The sequence below is a fragment of the Actinomadura sp. NBRC 104425 genome (assembly GCF_030269545.1).
In the GTDB taxonomy this organism is placed as follows: domain Bacteria; phylum Actinomycetota; class Actinomycetes; order Streptosporangiales; family Streptosporangiaceae; genus Spirillospora; species Spirillospora keratinilytica.
Genome location: NZ_BSTN01000009.1, coordinates 184,769 through 200,172 on the forward strand (window position 1 = coordinate 184,769; position 15,404 = coordinate 200,172).

At 73.2% G+C, this 15,404-nt stretch carries 13 protein-coding genes and 1 pseudogene; 9 read left to right on the forward strand and 5 right to left on the reverse strand.

The genetic code is table 11. The features are described from left to right. Window positions 1-318 precede the first annotated feature (318 nt). Window positions 319-1,635: a DivIVA domain-containing protein gene (locus QSK22_RS16710; protein ID WP_285495108.1), complete on the forward strand. Its 1,317-nt coding sequence runs from the start codon at window positions 319-321 to the stop codon at window positions 1,633-1,635. Between the two features lie 185 nt (window positions 1,636-1,820). Then, entirely contained in the window at window positions 1,821-3,278 is a 1,458-nt protein-coding gene (locus QSK22_RS16715; protein WP_285495109.1) for an AI-2E family transporter, read from the forward strand. 15 nt (window positions 3,279-3,293) lie between these two features. Here QSK22_RS16715 and QSK22_RS16720 read toward each other — a convergent pair whose 3' ends face one another. From QSK22_RS16720 to QSK22_RS16730, 3 genes are all read right to left on the reverse strand, one after another. Continuing rightward, the gene (locus QSK22_RS16720) at window positions 3,294-4,085 is read right to left on the reverse strand and encodes an alpha/beta fold hydrolase (RefSeq protein ID WP_285495110.1); all 792 of its coding nucleotides are present in this window, start codon (window positions 4,083-4,085) and stop codon (window positions 3,294-3,296) included. A gap of 151 nt (window positions 4,086-4,236) precedes the next feature. Continuing rightward, on the reverse strand, window positions 4,237-4,572 hold the full coding sequence (locus QSK22_RS16725; RefSeq protein WP_285495111.1) for an Rv1322 family protein: 336 nt from the start codon (window positions 4,570-4,572) through the stop codon (window positions 4,237-4,239). Window positions 4,573-4,612: 40 nt separating this feature from the next. After that, complete coding sequence (locus tag QSK22_RS16730; protein WP_285495112.1) at window positions 4,613-6,244, reverse strand: 3-hydroxyacyl-CoA dehydrogenase family protein; 1,632 nt, start codon at window positions 6,242-6,244, stop codon at window positions 4,613-4,615. On the opposite strand from QSK22_RS16730, the gene QSK22_RS16735 reads away from it, so the two are divergent. Further along, window positions 6,243-7,289, forward strand: a complete 1,047-nt coding sequence (locus QSK22_RS16735) for an LLM class flavin-dependent oxidoreductase (RefSeq protein ID WP_502872320.1) — start codon at window positions 6,243-6,245, stop codon at window positions 7,287-7,289. The two genes, QSK22_RS16730 and QSK22_RS16735, sit on opposite strands and share 2 nt — an antisense overlap. Window positions 7,290-7,358: 69 nt before the next feature. Here QSK22_RS16735 and QSK22_RS16740 read toward each other — a convergent pair whose 3' ends face one another. Further along, entirely contained in the window at window positions 7,359-7,745 is a 387-nt protein-coding gene (locus QSK22_RS16740; RefSeq protein WP_285495113.1) for an SCO5389 family protein, read from the reverse strand. A gap of 253 nt (window positions 7,746-7,998) precedes the next feature. Between QSK22_RS16740 and nucS the strand changes: the two genes are divergently transcribed. Continuing rightward, window positions 7,999-8,679 carry an endonuclease NucS gene (gene nucS / locus QSK22_RS16745; RefSeq protein WP_285495114.1) on the forward strand — a complete coding sequence of 227 codons (681 nt, stop codon included), beginning with the start codon at window positions 7,999-8,001 and terminating at the stop codon, window positions 8,677-8,679. Window positions 8,680-8,748: 69 nt separating this feature from the next. On the opposite strand, the pseudogene QSK22_RS16750 reads toward nucS, so the two are convergent. Next, window positions 8,749-9,961 (reverse strand): annotated as a pseudogene (locus QSK22_RS16750) (RNA-guided endonuclease InsQ/TnpB family protein); the annotation flags it as partial. 151 nt (window positions 9,962-10,112) lie between these two features. Here QSK22_RS16750 and QSK22_RS16755 point away from each other — a divergent pair. From QSK22_RS16755 to QSK22_RS16775, 5 genes are all read left to right on the forward strand, one after another. Further along, window positions 10,113-10,520, forward strand: a complete 408-nt coding sequence (locus tag QSK22_RS16755) for a DUF3224 domain-containing protein (RefSeq protein WP_285495115.1) — start codon at window positions 10,113-10,115, stop codon at window positions 10,518-10,520. A 56-nt stretch (window positions 10,521-10,576) separates the two neighbouring features. Continuing rightward, the gene (locus tag QSK22_RS16760) at window positions 10,577-11,161 is read left to right on the forward strand and encodes a TetR/AcrR family transcriptional regulator (protein WP_285495116.1); all 585 of its coding nucleotides are present in this window, start codon (window positions 10,577-10,579) and stop codon (window positions 11,159-11,161) included. A gap of 85 nt (window positions 11,162-11,246) precedes the next feature. Beyond that, window positions 11,247-12,062 (forward strand): site-2 protease family protein, encoded by an 816-nt coding sequence (locus QSK22_RS16765; RefSeq protein WP_285495117.1) that lies wholly within the window; start codon window positions 11,247-11,249, stop codon window positions 12,060-12,062. A gap of 73 nt (window positions 12,063-12,135) precedes the next feature. After that, window positions 12,136-13,443, forward strand: a complete 1,308-nt coding sequence (locus QSK22_RS16770) for a sensor histidine kinase (protein WP_285495118.1) — start codon at window positions 12,136-12,138, stop codon at window positions 13,441-13,443. Window positions 13,444-13,842: 399 nt separating this feature from the next. Further along, on the forward strand, window positions 13,843-15,345 hold the full coding sequence (locus QSK22_RS16775) for an aldehyde dehydrogenase family protein (protein ID WP_285495119.1): 1,503 nt from the start codon (window positions 13,843-13,845) through the stop codon (window positions 15,343-15,345). Window positions 15,346-15,404 lie beyond the last annotated feature (59 nt).

The following is a 15,404-nucleotide window of genomic DNA, read 5'->3' on the forward strand; positions in this document are numbered from 1 at the left end:
AGTGATGTTCGACCGAACCCCCGAATCGTGATGTGTTCGATATCACCCGGTCGGAAGAGGGAGCGTCGGGCTCGATTCTGTGACGATTCGACCACGTTTGGTGTGTTTGAAGGGTAGACGCCCACGTATCCGGGGCACCGCGGAGCGCAGCGACAAATACGACAAACTGCGCAGCGCGTTAAGATGAGCCCCCAACACGGCAGTGGCGGGAGTACGCTTCTTCCGCCGGAAGAGGTCTGGGGCCCGCGCGCCCGTTCAGCCAGGCGATCAACCGGTTCCGGAACCCCACGTAGCCCCGTCACATCAGGATTGAGCCCTATGCAGTCCGACATCGACGCCCAGCTCAGCAACTTTTTCGAAGACACGCCCCCGCGCGAGTTCGACGTGGTGCTTCGCGGCTACGACCGGCACCAGGTCGACGAGCACATCAAGGCGCTCGACAACGAGGTCCGCCAGGCCCGCGAACAGACCCAGGCGCTGCAGCGGGAGCTGTCGGACGCGCATCGCCAGCTGCAGGAGCAGGAGCGGCCGACCTACTCCGGCCTCGGCGCCCGGATCGAGCAGCTGCTGCGGCTCGCCGAGGAGCAGGCCACCGAGCTGGTCCAGGCCGCCCGGTCCGAGGCCAACGAGATCAAGGCCGCGGCCAAGGTGGACGCCGCCGAGCTGCGCGCCACCGCCGAGAACGAGGCGGCCGAGCTGCGCGCCACCGCGCAGCGCGAGTGCGACGACATGCGCAGCGCCGCCGAGCGCGAGGCGGAGGAGACCCGCACCGCGGCCCGCCGCGAGGCCGACGAGCTGACCTCCACCACCGAGCGCGAGGTCGCCAAGCTGCGCGCCACCGCCGACCACGAGGTGGCCGAGAAGCGCGCCTCCGCCGAGCGCGAGATCGCCAAGCTGCGCACCACCACCGAGCGCGAGGTGGCCCAGCTGCGGGCGTCCACCAAGCGCGAGCGCGACGAGATCCTCACCACCGCCAAGCGGCAGGCCGACGAGATGCGCGCCCAGGCCCAGCGGATCCTGGAGGAGAGCGAGGCCCAGCGCGCCCAGGCCGAGGCCGAGTTCGAGATCCAGCTCGCCGCCCGGCGCGAGGAGGCCGACCGGCAGGACGCCGAGCGGCACGCCGCCGCCCAGGCCGCCACGCAGAAGCTGGTCGCCGAGGCCGAGCAGCGCGCCGCCTCCGCCGAGCAGCGCGCCGCCAAGGCCACCCAGCAGGCCGAGCAGACCCGGCGTGAGGCCGACCAGCACGCCAAGCAGCTCATGGCCAACGCGCGCAAGAACTCCGACCAGGTCATCGCCGAGGCCAAGGCGCAGGCCGAGCAGCTGCTCGCCGAGACCAAGGCCGAGGCCGACCGCATCCGCACCGCGGCCCAGCGCCAGGTGGACGAGCTGACCCGCCAGCGCGACAGCATCACCAGCCACCTCAACCAGCTGCGCCAGCTCATCGGCGGCGTCGCACCGGCGATGGGCGCCCCGGAGGAGATCGCCGCCCCGGCGCCCAAGCCGGAGCTGTCGGCCTCCGAGCCCGCCAAGCCCGCCTCGTCCCAGGGCCAGCAGGCCTCGCAGGCCAAGCAGCAGCCCGCCAAGAGCCAGGCCAAGAAGTCCGACGAGGAGGACGAGGACTGGTGGCAGGAGTGACCGCCCGGTCCTGACCTGCGACCCGGGCCCGAGCCCGCGACCTGCGAAAAGCCTAGAGGCGCCGCGCTGCCTCTAGGCTTTTCGTCGTGTGAGCGGGTGTTCGCGCAAGGCCCGTCGCCCCGCGCGGGCGCCGACGTCCCGCGGGTATCGGCCTATCGGCCCGACTTGAGCAGAAGGAGAGCGGCGTGCCCGACCAGACGCCACACGACGACCGGCCGGCGCCCCCCGCGGATCAGGGCGGCGACCGCAGCGAGCGACCGCTTCCCCCGTCCCGCCCCACCTCGCCCGGCCGCGCCTCCTCCGGGGCGCAGTCCGGGGCTGAGTCCGACGCATCGAACGGCGGCGGCGCGACCAAGACGGCCTCCGCCGACGACACGGAGCCCGACGGCCACACGCAGCCCGGCGACGACACGGAGCCCGACGGCGGCACGGAGCCCGACGGCGGCGCGGAGTCCGCCGCCGGGCCGGCGGTCCCCCGTCCGCCGGATCCCGCCCGAGCCGACGCGGACGGCGGTGCCGAAGACCCGGCGCTGCCGGATCCGGTCACGGACGTCGTCGTGCGCCGCCGGGAGGCCGGGGCGGACGACAAGGCGCCGTTCGGGCGGCCCGGTCGGCCGCTGCGGCAGGCGCATCCGTTCGTGTTCGGCTTCACCGGGGCGCTCGGGGTGCTGACGGCGTGGCTGCTGGTCCAGGCCGTCATCAACGTGCGCCAGGTGCTGGTGCTGATCATCGTGTCGATGTTCCTGGCGGTCGGGCTGAACCCGGCCGTGGAGGCGCTGCAGCGGGCCCGGATGCCGCGCGGCGCGGCGGTCGGCCTGGTGTTCCTCGGCGTGGTGCTGGTGTTCGTCGGGGTCGGCTTCGCGGTCGTCCCGCCGGTCACCAACGAGGTCAGCCAGTTCATCGACCACGTGCCCACCTACATCAACCAGCTGCAGAGCAACCGGCAGATCCAGGAGTGGGACCGGCGCTACCAGCTGCTGGAGAAGGTGCAGGACGCCGTCACCAACCCCAGTTTCGGGCAGGGCGCGGCGGGCGGCCTGGTCGGGGCCGGACGGGTGGTGGTCAGCGGGGCGTTCAGCACGCTGACGGTGCTGATCCTCACCCTGTACTTCCTGGGCTCGCTGCCGACGATCAAGTCGTTCTTCTACCGGCTGGCGCCGCGCTCGCGGCGGGCCCGGGTGGCGCTGCTGGGCGACGAGATCCTGGGCCGGATCGGCGGCTATGTGGCGGGCACCGTCATGGTGGCGCTGATCGCGGGCACCGCCGCCTACATCTTCCTGAGCATCGTCGGGGTGCCGTTCGCGCTGCCGCTGGCCATCACGGTGGCGTTCACCTCGCTGATCCCGCTGGTGGGGGCGACGATCGGCGCGGTGCTGGTGAGCGTGGTGGCGTTCTTCGACGGCCTCGGCACCGGCATCGCCTGCGTGGTGTTCTTCGTGGTCTACCAGCAGATCGAGAACTACCTGATCCATCCGCGGATCATGAAGCGGGCGGTGGACGTGCCGCCCGCGGTGACCATCATCGCCGCGCTGATCGGCGGCGCGCTGCTGGGGTTCGTCGGCGCCCTGCTCGCCATCCCGACGGCCGCGGCGGTCGCCCTGATCATCCGCGAGGTCGTCCTCCCGCGCCAGGAGAGCCTGTGACGGGCCCGGCGGGGCTCAGCGGGCGGTGCGGGCCAGGGCGTCGGTGAACTCGGCGACGGCCTCGTTGAACAGGTCGGGCCGCTCGACGGCGCACAGGTGCCCGGCCTGCGGGACGACCATCAGCTCGGCGTCCGGGAGGGCGTCCGCCATGGCGCGCGCCTCGTCCTGACCGGTCAGCGCGTCCTCGGCGCCGACCATGACCAGCGCGGGGACGTCCAGCTCCCGGAGCGTGGCGAAGGCGGGCCCGCGGGCGGCCATGGCGCGCTGGGCCCAGGCCGCGGCGGACGGCGGCGCCGACTGCACCAGGCCGCGCACCCGTCCGAAGACCAGCGGCCGCTGCCGCAGGGTGGTGGGGCCGACCAGGTGCGGCAGCACCTCGTCCAGCAGGACCTGGACGGTGCCCTCGCGGTCGATGCGCTCGGCCTGCCGCAGCCGCCGTTCGCGGACGGCGCCGGAGTCGGCGGAGGCGCGGGTGCCCGCCAGCACCAGCCCCCGCACCAGGTCGGGCCGGCGGCGGCACAGCGCCATCGCCACGTACCCGCCCATGGACGCACCGCCGACGACGGCGCTGGTGACGCCGAGGCCACGCAGCGTGGCCGCCACGTCGTCGGCCATCGCGTCGATGGACGGCTCCTCGGCGCCGAGCAGGGAGCCGCCGAAGCCGCGCAGGTCGGGGGTGATCACCCGGCACCGGGCGGCCAGTCCCGCGCGCTGCTCCAGCCACATCGCCGAGGACAGCGGGAACGCGTGCAGCAGCACCAGCGGTGTGCCGATGCCGACGTCCCGGGCGTAGAGCTGCACGGACATGGCGACGCCCCTCCCATCCTCGACTCCGCGGCCGTGCGCCCTCAGCACGGCGGTCAGGCAATCGTCGCCCCGGGACGGCGGCAGTGGGGCGAAAATGGCCGCCACTGGCCGCCCGAGTGTGAACTATTGCCGCTTCACAGCCGCGGCGCCGTCAGTACCGGGGCGCGCCCCGTCCGCGGTGCAGGCGGGGGCGGCGCCGCTCCCGGGCCTGCCAGCACGGCCGGTGCCAGTGCCGCCGGTCGTCGGCGCCGCCGCGCTCATCGGCGGGCCAGGCGACCAGGTGCGGCACGCCGGGCTGGATGAGCTGGTCGCAGCCGGGGCAGCGGTACGCCTTGACGGCGTTGGCCCCGGCGATGGCCTGCACGATCCACTCGCCGTCGTCGGACTCCTCGACGCGGCGGCCGAGCCCGAAGGAGGGACCGGCGCCGCCGCCTCCGCCCCGGCGGGGGCGTCCGGGGGTGGCGCGGCGGTTCTTCCGGGGGCTCATGGCGTCCAGGATAGGCGCGGGTCCGGCCGGTGCGGGGGCGTCACCGCAGGGTCCGCCGTCCCGCCCTGACGTGCTCCTCCAGCAGCGGGGACGGCGCCAGCGCGGCCTCGCGGGTCTCGGCGTACAGGGCGCGCAGCACCGTCACGGCGCGGTCGAGGCCGAGCCGGTCCAGGTCGGCGACGGGGCCCGCGGGGTAGCCGCAGCCGAGGGTCATCGCGGCGTCGATGGAGTCGGCGTCGGCGTAGCCCGCCTCGAGCATGGCGGCGGCGTCGTTGAGGTAGGGGAAGCGCAAGGCGTCCACGATGAACCCGGCCCGGTCGCGGCACCGCACCGCGGTCAGGCCGAGCGCGGCGACAAGGGCGGCGGCGCGGTCGGCCGTGCCGGGATCGGTCAGCACGGTCGTGGCGATCTCCACCAGCGTGCCGCCGGGTTCGGGCAGGTGCAGGCCGACCGCGGCGCCGGGGCGTCCGGTGGCGGCGGCGTGCTCGATGACGGGGCCGGTGTCGGACGCGATGGCCAGCACGGCGTCCGGTCCGGCTGCCTCGCCGAGGACGGCCGGCGGCGCGGAGGCGTCGGCGACGATCAGGTCGCAGTCGGCGAACGACGCCGGGTCGCCGGTCTCGATCCTGGCGAGGGCGCCCGCGTCGTCCAGCAGCGCGCGCAGGCCGCTTTCGGCGTCGGCGGTCGCGCGCACCCGGCCGCCGGCCCGCGCGCAGGCGGCGGCGACGGCGAGGGCGGACGGGTCGGTGCCCGCGACGCCCACCGCCGGCGGCGCCGCCTCGGACGGCTCCCCGGAGGGCGCGGGGGCGGCGGCGCCGTGGTCGTAGAAGCCGCGGCCGGTCTTGCGGCCCAGCAGCCCGGCGGTGACCAGCTCGCGCAGCAGTGGGGAGGGGGCGTGCCGCCGGTCGCGGGACTCGGCGTGGACGGCCTCCAGCACCTCCAGGCAGGTGTCGAGGCCGATGAGGTCCATGAGGGTGAACGGGCCCATCGGCAGCCCGGCGCCCACGGTCATCGCGGTGTCGATGTCGTCGCGGGTGGCGTGCCCGTTCTCCAGCATGGCCGCGGCCTGGTTGAGGTAGCCGAACAGCAGCCGGTTGGCGACGAACCCGGCGCGGTCGCCGACCGTCACCGGGGTCTTGCCGAGCCCGGTCACCAGCTCGGCCACGCGCCGCACCGCCTCCGGGTCGGTGAGCACGGTGCGGATGACCTCGACCAGCTTCATCACCGGCGCCGGGTTGAAGAAGTGCACGCCGACGACCTGCGCGGGCCGCGCGGTGGCCGCCGCGATCTCGGTGACCGACAGCGAGGAGGTGTTGGTGGCCAGCACCGCGTCGTCCCGGCACACCCGGTCCAGCTCGGCGAACACGCGGCGCTTGAGGTCCAGCCGCTCCGGGACGGCCTCGATGACCAGGTCGCAGTCGCCCAGGTCGGCGAACTCGGTGGACAGCGCGACGCGGCCGAGGATCTCACGCCGCGCCTCCTCGGTGAGGCGGCCGCGCTTGACGGCGCGCCCGGTGGAGGACTCAAGATTGCCGCGTCCCCGCTCCAGGGCCTCCGGGCCCACCTCGATCCCGACGACCGCCAGACCACCACGGGCCAGGACCTCAGCGATGCCCGCGCCCATGGTGCCCAGCCCCACGACACCGACCTTGCCGAACGAACCTCCAGTCATGGCCCGCAGTCTCCCAGAGCCGTCCGGCCGGCCCGCGCCCGGGTGCGGCCCGCGCGTGCGCTTCGGCGTGTTCCTGCTCGCCGCCCGCCATCCCGGCCAGGACGACGCGGCGGCCCTGGCCCGCACGGTCGAGGCCGCCGTCGCCGCCGAGCGCGCCGGGTTCGACGACGTGTGGCTGGCCGAGCACCACTTCATGTCCTACGGCGTCGTGCCGTCGGCCGTGACGCTGGCGGGGCATCTGCTGGGGCTGACGTCGCGCGTGCACGTGGGGACGGCCGTGAGCGTGCTGTCCACCCGGCATCCGGTGGCGTTGGCCGAGCAGGCGGCGCTGCTGTCGCTGGTGTCGGGAGGGCGGTTCCGCCTGGGCGTGGGACGCGGCGGCCCCTGGCGCGACCTGGAGGTGTTCGGGACGGGCCTGGCGCGTTACGAGGAGGGGTTCGCCGAGGCGCTCGACCTGCTGCTGGCCTGGCTGCGTTCGGAGCGTGTGGGGTGGGCTGGCGAGCACTTCCGGTTCCGCGAGGTGCCGGTGGTGCCGCGCGCGCCGGAGCCGCCCCCGGTGACGGTAGCGTGCACGTCGCCTGCCACCGAGTCCCTGGCCGCCGCCCGGGGGCTGCCCATGCTGCTGGGCATGCACGTCGGCGACGCGGAGAAGGCCGCCGCCGTGGCCCGCCACGGCGACATAGGAGCGCCGCACGTCTCCACACACCTCGCCCAGGTGGCCGACACGCGCGCGGAGGCGGTGGACACGCTGCTGCGGGAGATGCCGCGCTGGCTCGGCCCCGGGCTGGAGGGGTACGTGCCCGTGGACGACCGGCCCCGCCCCAAGCGTGACGCGCTCGCCTACACGCGCCACCTGTGCGACCTGCACCCGGTCGGCTCCCCCGACGACTGCGTGGAGGCGCTCGTCACAACGGTGGAACGCACCGGCATCCGGCATCTCATCCTGATGGTGGAGGGGGCCGGTTCCCGGGAGGCCATCCTGGCGAACATCACGCGGCTGGGCACCGAGGTCCTCCCCAAGGCCCGCGCCGCGCTGTCGGCGTGAGCCCCCGCCTGCCTGCGCGGCGAGGGCCCGGCCGGTGCGGGGCACGGGCCGGGCCCTCAAGCACGCCGGTCAGCAGTCGCGCAGTTCCGGGGACTGGTTGAGGATCTGCTCGCGGGCCGTGATGAAGCGGCGGTAGGCGACCGAGTCGCCGGTGGGGAAGACGGCGACCCGGTGGCAGTTCTGGAAGGCCAGCTTGACCCCGAAGTGCCGTTCCAGCGCCCCGCGCATGGCGTCGCTGGCCAGCACGCGCAGCAGCTGGCCGCGGGCCTGCTCGTCGGGCGGCGGGGTCTGGTTGTCGGCGAAGTCCCCGCCGTCGACCTGCAGCCGGGCCACCAGCCCGCTGATCATTTCCCAGGCGTACGGGAGGGACGTGCGCACGCAGTCGACGAACGCCTTGTCGTCGACCTCGCCGCGCCGCGCGGCCTCGAGAAGCTCGGGGGACACGTCAAGAGACATGGAAGGGGTTCCTTTCACCGCGTGTGATGAGCACCCGACTCCCGCGACGCTAAACAGGCCCGTCTGAGAATTCCAGGCTTGACAGGACGCCCACTTCGGTCAAGAGCGCCGGCAATCACGCCTTCTACCTGCGGGTTCCGGCCGCCGCGTCCAGAGGGTGGGACACGTCGCCGTCCCGCCGCCGCGCCCCCGCGTGTCTCGATGTCGCTCATGGGACGCGATCCCGTCAGCGGAGTCACTAAGGTTAGGCCGCGTGCGTCTCGTCATCGCCCGCTGCAGTGTCGATTACGTCGGCAAGCTCACCGCCCATCTGCCGATGGCGCCCCGCCTGGTGCTCATCAAGGCCGACGGCAGCGTGAGCATCCACGCCGACGATCGCGCCTACAAGCCCCTCAACTGGATGAACCCGCCCTGCACCCTGCGCGAGGAGCCGTACGAGGAGAACGGCGCGATCGCCCGGTGGACCGTCACCCACGGCAAGTCCGGCGAGCGGCTCGTCCTCACCATCGAGGAGATCCTGCACGACTCCAGCCACGAGCTGGGGCTCGACCCGGGGCTGCAGAAGGACGGCGTCGAGGCCCACCTGCAGGAGCTGCTGGCCGAGCACATCACCACGCTCGGCGAGGGGTGGACGCTGATCCGCCGCGAGTACCCGACCGCGATCGGGCCGGTGGACATCCTGTGCCGGGACGGCGACGGCGCCACCGTGGCCGTGGAGATCAAGCGGCGCGGCGAAATCGACGGGGTGGAGCAGCTCACCCGCTACCTGGAGCTGCTCAACCGCGACCCGCACCTGGCCCCGGTGCGGGGAGTCTTCGCGGCGCAGGAGATCCGGCCGCAGGCGCGGGTGCTGGCCACCGACCGCGGCATCGACTGCGTGACGCTCGACTACGACGCGCTGCGCGGCATCAAGCACGAGGGCACCCTGTTCTGACCCGCACCGCGTCACGGTCCCGCGCCTCGCACAACCGTCCGCGGGCATGTTGACTCCCTCCCCGCCCTGAAGGGCGGGGATTCCGACCGTCGCCGGTCGGTCTTCCTGCTTCACCGCCGGTCGCCTCGCCCGAGAGGACTCCCGTTCGAGGTCTTACACCAGCTCCACAGGCGTTTCAGCTCTCCGCCGGCCCGGCGGCGAGGAGGTTCTTGGCGGCGTTGACGTCCCGGTCGTGGACCGCGCCGCAGGCGCACTCCCACATCCGAACGTCCAGCGGCATCGCATCCTGCACGGTGCCGCACACCGAGCACAGCTTCGAGCTGGGGAACCAGCGGTCTGCGACCAGCAGTCGGCGCCCGTACCAGCCGCACTTGTACTCCAGCATCGACCGCAGCTCACGCCACGCCGCATCGGAGATCGCGCGGGCCAGCGAACGGTTGCGGACCAGGTTGCGCACGGTCAGGTCCTCGATCACGACCGTTTGGTTCTCACGGACGAGCCGAGTCGACAGCTTGTGCAGAAAGTCGCGGCGCCGGTCGGCGATGCGGGCGTACACCTTGGCGACCCGCCGCCGGGCCTTCTCCCGGTTCGCGCTGCCCTCGGCCTTGCGGGACAGGGCACGCCGCGCCCTGGCGAGCCTGCGCCGATCGCGGCGCTCAAACTTGGGGTTGGTGATCTTCTCCCCGGTGGACAGCGCCACCAGCGCCGTGACCCCGGCATCCACCCCCACAGCCGACTCCACCGGGGCCGGCGGGCGGATCTTCTCTTCGACGAGGATGGATACGAACCAGCGGCCGGCCGCGTCCCGGCTCACGGTCACCGTGGACGGCTCGGCCCCCTCCGGGAGGGGACGAGACCACACGATGCGCAAGGGCTCGCGCATCTTCGCCAGGTACAAACGCCCGTTCCGCCGGCGGAACGCCGAACGGGTGTACTCCGCCGACGCCCGCGACTTCTTCTTGCTCTTGAACGTGGGGTATTCGGCCCGCTTGGCGAAGAAGTTCGCAAACGCCGCCTGAAGGTGCCGCAGCGCCTGCTGCAACGGCACGCTGGACACCTCGCCCAAAAACGCAAGCTCCCGGGTGCGCTTCCACTGGGTGAGCATCGCGGAGGTCTCGGCGTAGGAGACGCGGCGCTGCTCGGCATACCAGGCGCGGGTCCGCTCCTCCAGCGCCTTGTTGTAGACCAGGCGGACGCAGCCGAACGTCCTGAGCAGTTCTTCGGCCTGCTCCGGGGTCGGGTGGAAGCGGTACCTGTACGCCCGCTTCACGATCTGCGCCACGATCTCGCACGGTACCGCAAGATCAGTTGAGTTTCGATCGGTTGTTCGATACGGTGATTCACCTGGCGGCCAATCGCTTGCCCCTGTCCTGCTCCGCAGGGGTCCGATTCCTCCCCCCGCCTGAAGGCGGGGGTCTCCTCGGAGGTTTCCGATGACCTCACATGCCAGCGGGACCTTCGACATCGACGCCTGGGAGGCCGGCGAGCCGTACGCCAAGCACGACGGCACCGCACTGACGCGGGTGCGGGTGCGCAAGACCTTCCACGGCGACCTGGTCGGCACCAGCACCGCCGAGCTGATCACCGTGGAGACCGCCGCGGGCCCGGCCGCGTACGTGGGGATCGAGACGGTCACCGGCATCCTGCACGGCCGGGAGGGCACGTTCGTCCTGCAGCACAGCGCGGGCAGCGAGGACGGCACGCCCGCCACGCAGTGGCTGCGCTGGCTGATCGTGCCGACCTCGGGCACCGGCGAGCTGGCCGGGATCCGCGGCCACGGGCAGATCACCGCCCTGGCGGACGGCGGCCACAGCTGGTCGCTGGACTACACCCTGGCCTGACGCCGCCGCACGCCGGGGCGGCGGACGCGGGGCGGACGGCCGGTAACCTTCAGGGCATGCCCCCTGCGACCGCCGACGCCACGCGCGAGCGCATCATCGACGCGGCCGAGGAGTGCTTCGCCCGCCTCGGCGTCGCCAAGACGACGGTGGAGCACATCGCGACCGCGGCGGGGCTGAGCAGGGCGACGGTGTACCGCAGCGTCACCGGCGGGCGGGACGAGCTGATCCTGGCCGTGCTGCTGCGCAATCTGCGGCGCTATCTGGACGGGCTGGCCGAGCGGCTGCGGCGGCAGCGGTCGGTGCCCGAGGCGATCGTGGCGGGCACCATGGACGCGGTGGAGTTCGTCCGCGCCGAGCCGACGATCGGCCGGTTGCTGGCCCCGGAGGCGGCCGGGCACATGCAGGCCGCGGTGGCCGGGGCCGTCGAGCAGATGCTGGCCCTGTGCTGCGACTACGTGCGCCCCTACTTCGAGCGGGCGCAGCGCGGCGGCATGCTGCGGGCCGACATCGAGGTGGAGGGCACGGTGGAGTTCCTCTTCCGCGTCATCACCTCGCTGATCGTCATGGACCGCGACCGCGGCGACGAGGAAACCCGCCGGTTCCTGCGCACGTACGTGGTTCCGGTGATCGCCGGGCCCTGAGGGCGGGCCGGGCGCAGTCGACAGGCAGGATCGGGCAGGATCGGGGCGCGGGGGGCGCCCGCCGACACGGGGAGGGACCCGGAGGATGGGGACGGTGTACCAGCGCGGACGCTCGGCGGTCCAGCCGAGTCCGGTGTTCCTCGTGATCGTCGCGGTGACCGTGGCGTGCGGCCTGATCGCCTGGCGGTACGGCACGTCCATGGAGACGGCCGCGCGGTTCGCGGTGCTCGGGTTCGTGCTGGCGGGCTGGGTGGTGTCGCTGTGCCTGCACGAGTTCGGGCACGCCTACCTGGCGCACCGGTCCGGCGACCACGGCGTGGCGACCCGCGGCTACCTGACCCTCAACCCGTTCAAGTACGCCGACGTGACGCTGAGCTTCGCGATCCCGCTGCTGTTCATCCTGCTCGGCGGGATCGGCCTGCCCGGCGGCGCGGTGTGGATCGACCGCGGCGCGATCCGGGGCCGGCTGCGGCACAGCCTGATCTCGGCGGCGGGCCCGCTGGCCAACGTGCTGTTCGCGGCGCTGCTGGCGGTGGCGTTCGCCAACCTGGCCGACCGGGAGCACGCGGTGTTCTGGTCGGCGCTGGCGTTCCTGGCGTTCCTGCAGGTGACGGCGGCGTTGCTCAACCTGCTGCCGATCCCGGGGCTGGACGGCTTCGGGATCGTCGAGCCGTATCTGCCGCGGGCGTGGGTGGAGCGCGTCGGCGCGTACGGCGGGTACGTGTTCCTGGCGCTGATCGCGCTGCTGTGGATCCCGGCCGTCAACCGGGAGTTCTTCGGGCTGATCTACCACCTCACCGACCTGATGGGGCTGGGCGAGTTCCCGTTCGAGGTGGCGATTCCGGTGGACAACTTCCCGATCAAGCTGGGCCACGACCTGTTCCAGGTCTGGCGCGGCTGAGCCCGGCGGGCGGCCGGTCCGGGACGGACGCCCCCGCGGTGATTGTGTCAGTGGCTGCCGACATACTGGACTCATGAGCGACGGCGCCCAGGCGGCGATGCCCCCCGTCACCCCCTCCGCCGAAGACGCCGCCATGAACGCCGCCGCGGACGCCCGTGCGGACGCCGCCGTGCACGCCGACAGGTCGCACGCCTGGCAGCGGCTCCCCGTGTGGGACGCCTACACGCTGCTCGTGCTGGCGGGCGCGGTCGCCCTCACGTTCGCGATGCCGGCCGCGTCCGACCACCCGTTCGCCGCGTCGGTGCTGCTGGCGGGGGTCCTGCCGCTCTACCTGACGGTCGGGCACCGCGCCGCCCGCGCCGACGCCGACGACACCCCGCTCGCCTACGGCTATCTGGCCGGCGCGCTGGCGCTGTTCGGCATGGCGTCGTTCGTGGCCGGGACGGCCTGGTACGCGGCGTTCGCGCTCGTCCCGCACTGCTTCCAGCTGCTGTCGCTGCGGCGGGCGTGCATGGCGGCGATGGTGGTGAACATGGTGCCGCTGGCCGCGCTGCTGCGGTACCGGCACGAGTCGTCGGTCATCATGATCATGGCGGCGATCGGCGTGCTCGGCACGGTCTGTGCGGTGTTCCTCGGCTCCTGGATCGACCGGGTCATCACGCAGAGCCGCGAGCGGGCCCGGCTGATCGAGCGGCTGCGCTCCAGCCAGGCCGAGGTGGCGCGGCTGTCGCACGCCGCCGGGGCTGCGGCCGAGCGCGAGCGGCTGACCACCGAGATCCACGACACGCTGGCGCAGGGCTTTTTGACCATTCTGACGCTGCTGCAGGCGGCCGAGCGGCGGATGCCGCCGGACGATCCGCTGCGCGCCGCCGTCGAGCCGGCGATCCGCACGGCGCGCGACAACCTGGCCGAGGCGCGGGCGCTGATCGCGGCGCGTCCGCCAGTGGCGCTGGACGCCGCCCCGGTCGCCGAGGCGCTGCGCCGTCTGACCGCCACGTTCGGCGAGGAGACCGGCGTGGACGCGACGTACCAGATCGACGGGGAGCCGCGTCCGCTGTTGCCCGCGGCCGACGTGGTGCTGCTGCGGGCCGCGCAGGAGGCCCTGGCCAACGTCCGCAGGCACGCCCGCGCCCGCACGGTGGCGGTGCGGCTGGCGTTCGACGCAACCGCGGCCCGCCTCACGGTGGCCGACGACGGGGTGGGGTTCGACCCCGCCAACGCGGCCCGGCCCGATCTGGGCACCGGCGAGCACTTCGGCCTCCTCGGCCTGCACCGCCGCGCCGAGAGCTTGGGCGGCACGGTGACCGTCCGCAGCGCCCCCGGTGAGGGCACGACGCTGACGGTGGAGCTGCCCGACGGGCCCACCGGGACCGGCGGCTGATCGGCGGCCTCGCGGACATGGAGAAGGCCCCGCGGGAGGCATCCCGCGGGGCCTTCCCCACGTTGCAACCGGTGTGCGGGTCGCCTCTCGGCGAAAGGCACAACGTGGCTCCAAGCGATCGGCGCCGCCCCGCCGGAGCGGGGAACACCGACCCGGTATTCCGCGAAGGCGATAGGTGAGGCCCGGGGACACCAGGCACACCGGCCACGAAGAGTGTAACCGGCGGCCGCCCGGGATTGTTCCCGCCGCGCCCCGCGTTCTCAGCGCGGGCGCCCTGCCAGGCGGAGGCGTTTCCCGCCATGTGCGGTCCCGGCGGAGCCGTATCGTCGGTCCAGTGGTTGACTATTCGGTGACGAAAGTGACCGCTTACTACCGCGGCCGAGCCCTCGGGAGGTTCCGATGACCGTGGACACGCAGAGCAGCGCGACGTTCGCCTCGCTGAACCCGGCGACCGGTGAGGTCGTCGCCGAGCATCCCGTCCACGACCGCGACGCGGTCGAGGAGGCGGTGCGCCGGGCCCGGGAGGCGGCCGAGTGGTGGGCGGCGCTGGACCGCCGCGAGCGCCGGGTGCGGCTGCTGAACGTCAAGGGCTCGCTCACCCGCAACCTGAACCGGATGGCCGAGCTGATCCACAACGAGACCGGCAAGCCGCTGCAGGACGCCCAGCTCGAAGTGATCATGGCGATCACGCATCTGGACTGGGCCGCCCGCAACGCCGACAAGGTGCTCGGGCCGCGCACCGTGTTCCCCGGCCTGATCGCGGTGAACCACAAGTGCGTCCTGGAGTACCTGCCGCTGGGCGTGGTCGGCGTGATCGGCCCGTGGAACTACCCGATCTTCACCCCGATGGGCTCGATCGCCTATGCGCTGGCCGCGGGCAACGCCGTGGTGTTCAAGCCGTCGGAGTACACCCCGGGCGTGGGCGTGCTGCTGGCCGAGCTGTTCGCCGCGGTGGTCCCCGAGCAGCCGGTGCTGCAGGTCGTCACCGGGCTGGGAGAGACGGGCGCCGCGCTGGCCTCCTCCCCCGGCGTCGACAAGATCGCCTTCACCGGCTCCGCCCGCACCGCCAAGAAGGTGATGGCGGCCTGCGCGCAGAACCTCACCCCCATCGTGGCCGAGTGCGGCGGCAAGGACGCCTGCATCGTCGACGCCGACGCCGACCTGGACGCCGCCGCCGACGCCGCGCTGTGGGGCGCGATGTCCAACGCGGGCCAGACCTGCATCGGCGTCGAGCGCATCTACGTCGTGGACGCCGCCTACGACGCGTTCCTGGCCAAGCTCACCGAGAAGGCCCGCGACCTGCGCCCCGGCTTCGACCGCGAGGCCGCCTACGGCCCGATCACCATGCCCGCCCAGCTCGACATCATCGAACGCCACATCACCGACGCCATCGACAAGGGCGGCCGGGCCGTCGTCGGCGGGCCCGAGTCGGTGCGCAAGCCGTACGTGGAGCCGGTCGTCCTCACCGACGTGCCGGACGACTCGGCCGCCGTGTGCGAGGAGACGTTCGGCCCGACGATCACCGTGCACCGGGTCAAGGACCTGGAGGAGGCGCTGGAGAAGGCCAACCGCACCAGCTACGGCCTGGCCGGGACGATCTTCTCCCGCAACCGCGGCCGCGCCATGGAGCTGGCCCGCCGCATGCGCTCGGGCATGACCTCGATCAACGCCTTCGCCGCGTTCGCCACCGTGGCGGCGCTGCCGTTCGGCGGCGTCGGCGAGTCCGGGTTCGGGCGCATCCACGGCGCCGACGGGCTGCGCGAGTTCGCCCGCCCAAAGGCCATCACCCGCCAGCGCTTCGCGCTGCCGACGAATCTGACGTCCTTCACCCGCACCGACAAGGACATGGCGCGCATCCTGCAGCTGGTCACGTTCCTCCACGGCCGCCACTACAAGCGCTGATAGCCCACGTTTCCAACAGGTGTGGCATAGGGCGTAATTCCCCGGACGGCCCACCGGGT

What these genes read in the sequence shown, in the direction of transcription:
- QSK22_RS16740 (WP_285495113.1), bottom strand. Translation starts at nt 7,745, where the DNA reads ATGTCTCTTGACGTGTCCCCCGAGCTTCTCGAGGCCGCGCGGCGCGGC.
- QSK22_RS16775 (WP_285495119.1), top strand. Translation starts at nt 13,843, where the DNA reads ATGACCGTGGACACGCAGAGCAGCGCGACGTTCGCCTCGCTGAACCCG.
- QSK22_RS16730 (WP_285495112.1), bottom strand. Translation starts at nt 6,244, where the DNA reads ATGACTGGAGGTTCGTTCGGCAAGGTCGGTGTCGTGGGGCTGGGCACC.
- QSK22_RS16725 (WP_285495111.1), bottom strand. Translation starts at nt 4,572, where the DNA reads ATGAGCCCCCGGAAGAACCGCCGCGCCACCCCCGGACGCCCCCGCCGG.
- QSK22_RS16755 (WP_285495115.1), top strand. Translation starts at nt 10,113, where the DNA reads ATGACCTCACATGCCAGCGGGACCTTCGACATCGACGCCTGGGAGGCC.
- QSK22_RS16765 (WP_285495117.1), top strand. Translation starts at nt 11,247, where the DNA reads ATGGGGACGGTGTACCAGCGCGGACGCTCGGCGGTCCAGCCGAGTCCG.
- QSK22_RS16770 (WP_285495118.1), top strand. Translation starts at nt 12,136, where the DNA reads ATGAGCGACGGCGCCCAGGCGGCGATGCCCCCCGTCACCCCCTCCGCC.
- QSK22_RS16720 (WP_285495110.1), bottom strand. Translation starts at nt 4,085, where the DNA reads ATGTCCGTGCAGCTCTACGCCCGGGACGTCGGCATCGGCACACCGCTG.
- QSK22_RS16760 (WP_285495116.1), top strand. Translation starts at nt 10,577, where the DNA reads ATGCCCCCTGCGACCGCCGACGCCACGCGCGAGCGCATCATCGACGCG.
- QSK22_RS16710 (WP_285495108.1), top strand. Translation starts at nt 319, where the DNA reads ATGCAGTCCGACATCGACGCCCAGCTCAGCAACTTTTTCGAAGACACG.
- QSK22_RS16735 (WP_502872320.1), top strand. Translation starts at nt 6,243, where the DNA reads ATGGCCCGCAGTCTCCCAGAGCCGTCCGGCCGGCCCGCGCCCGGGTGC.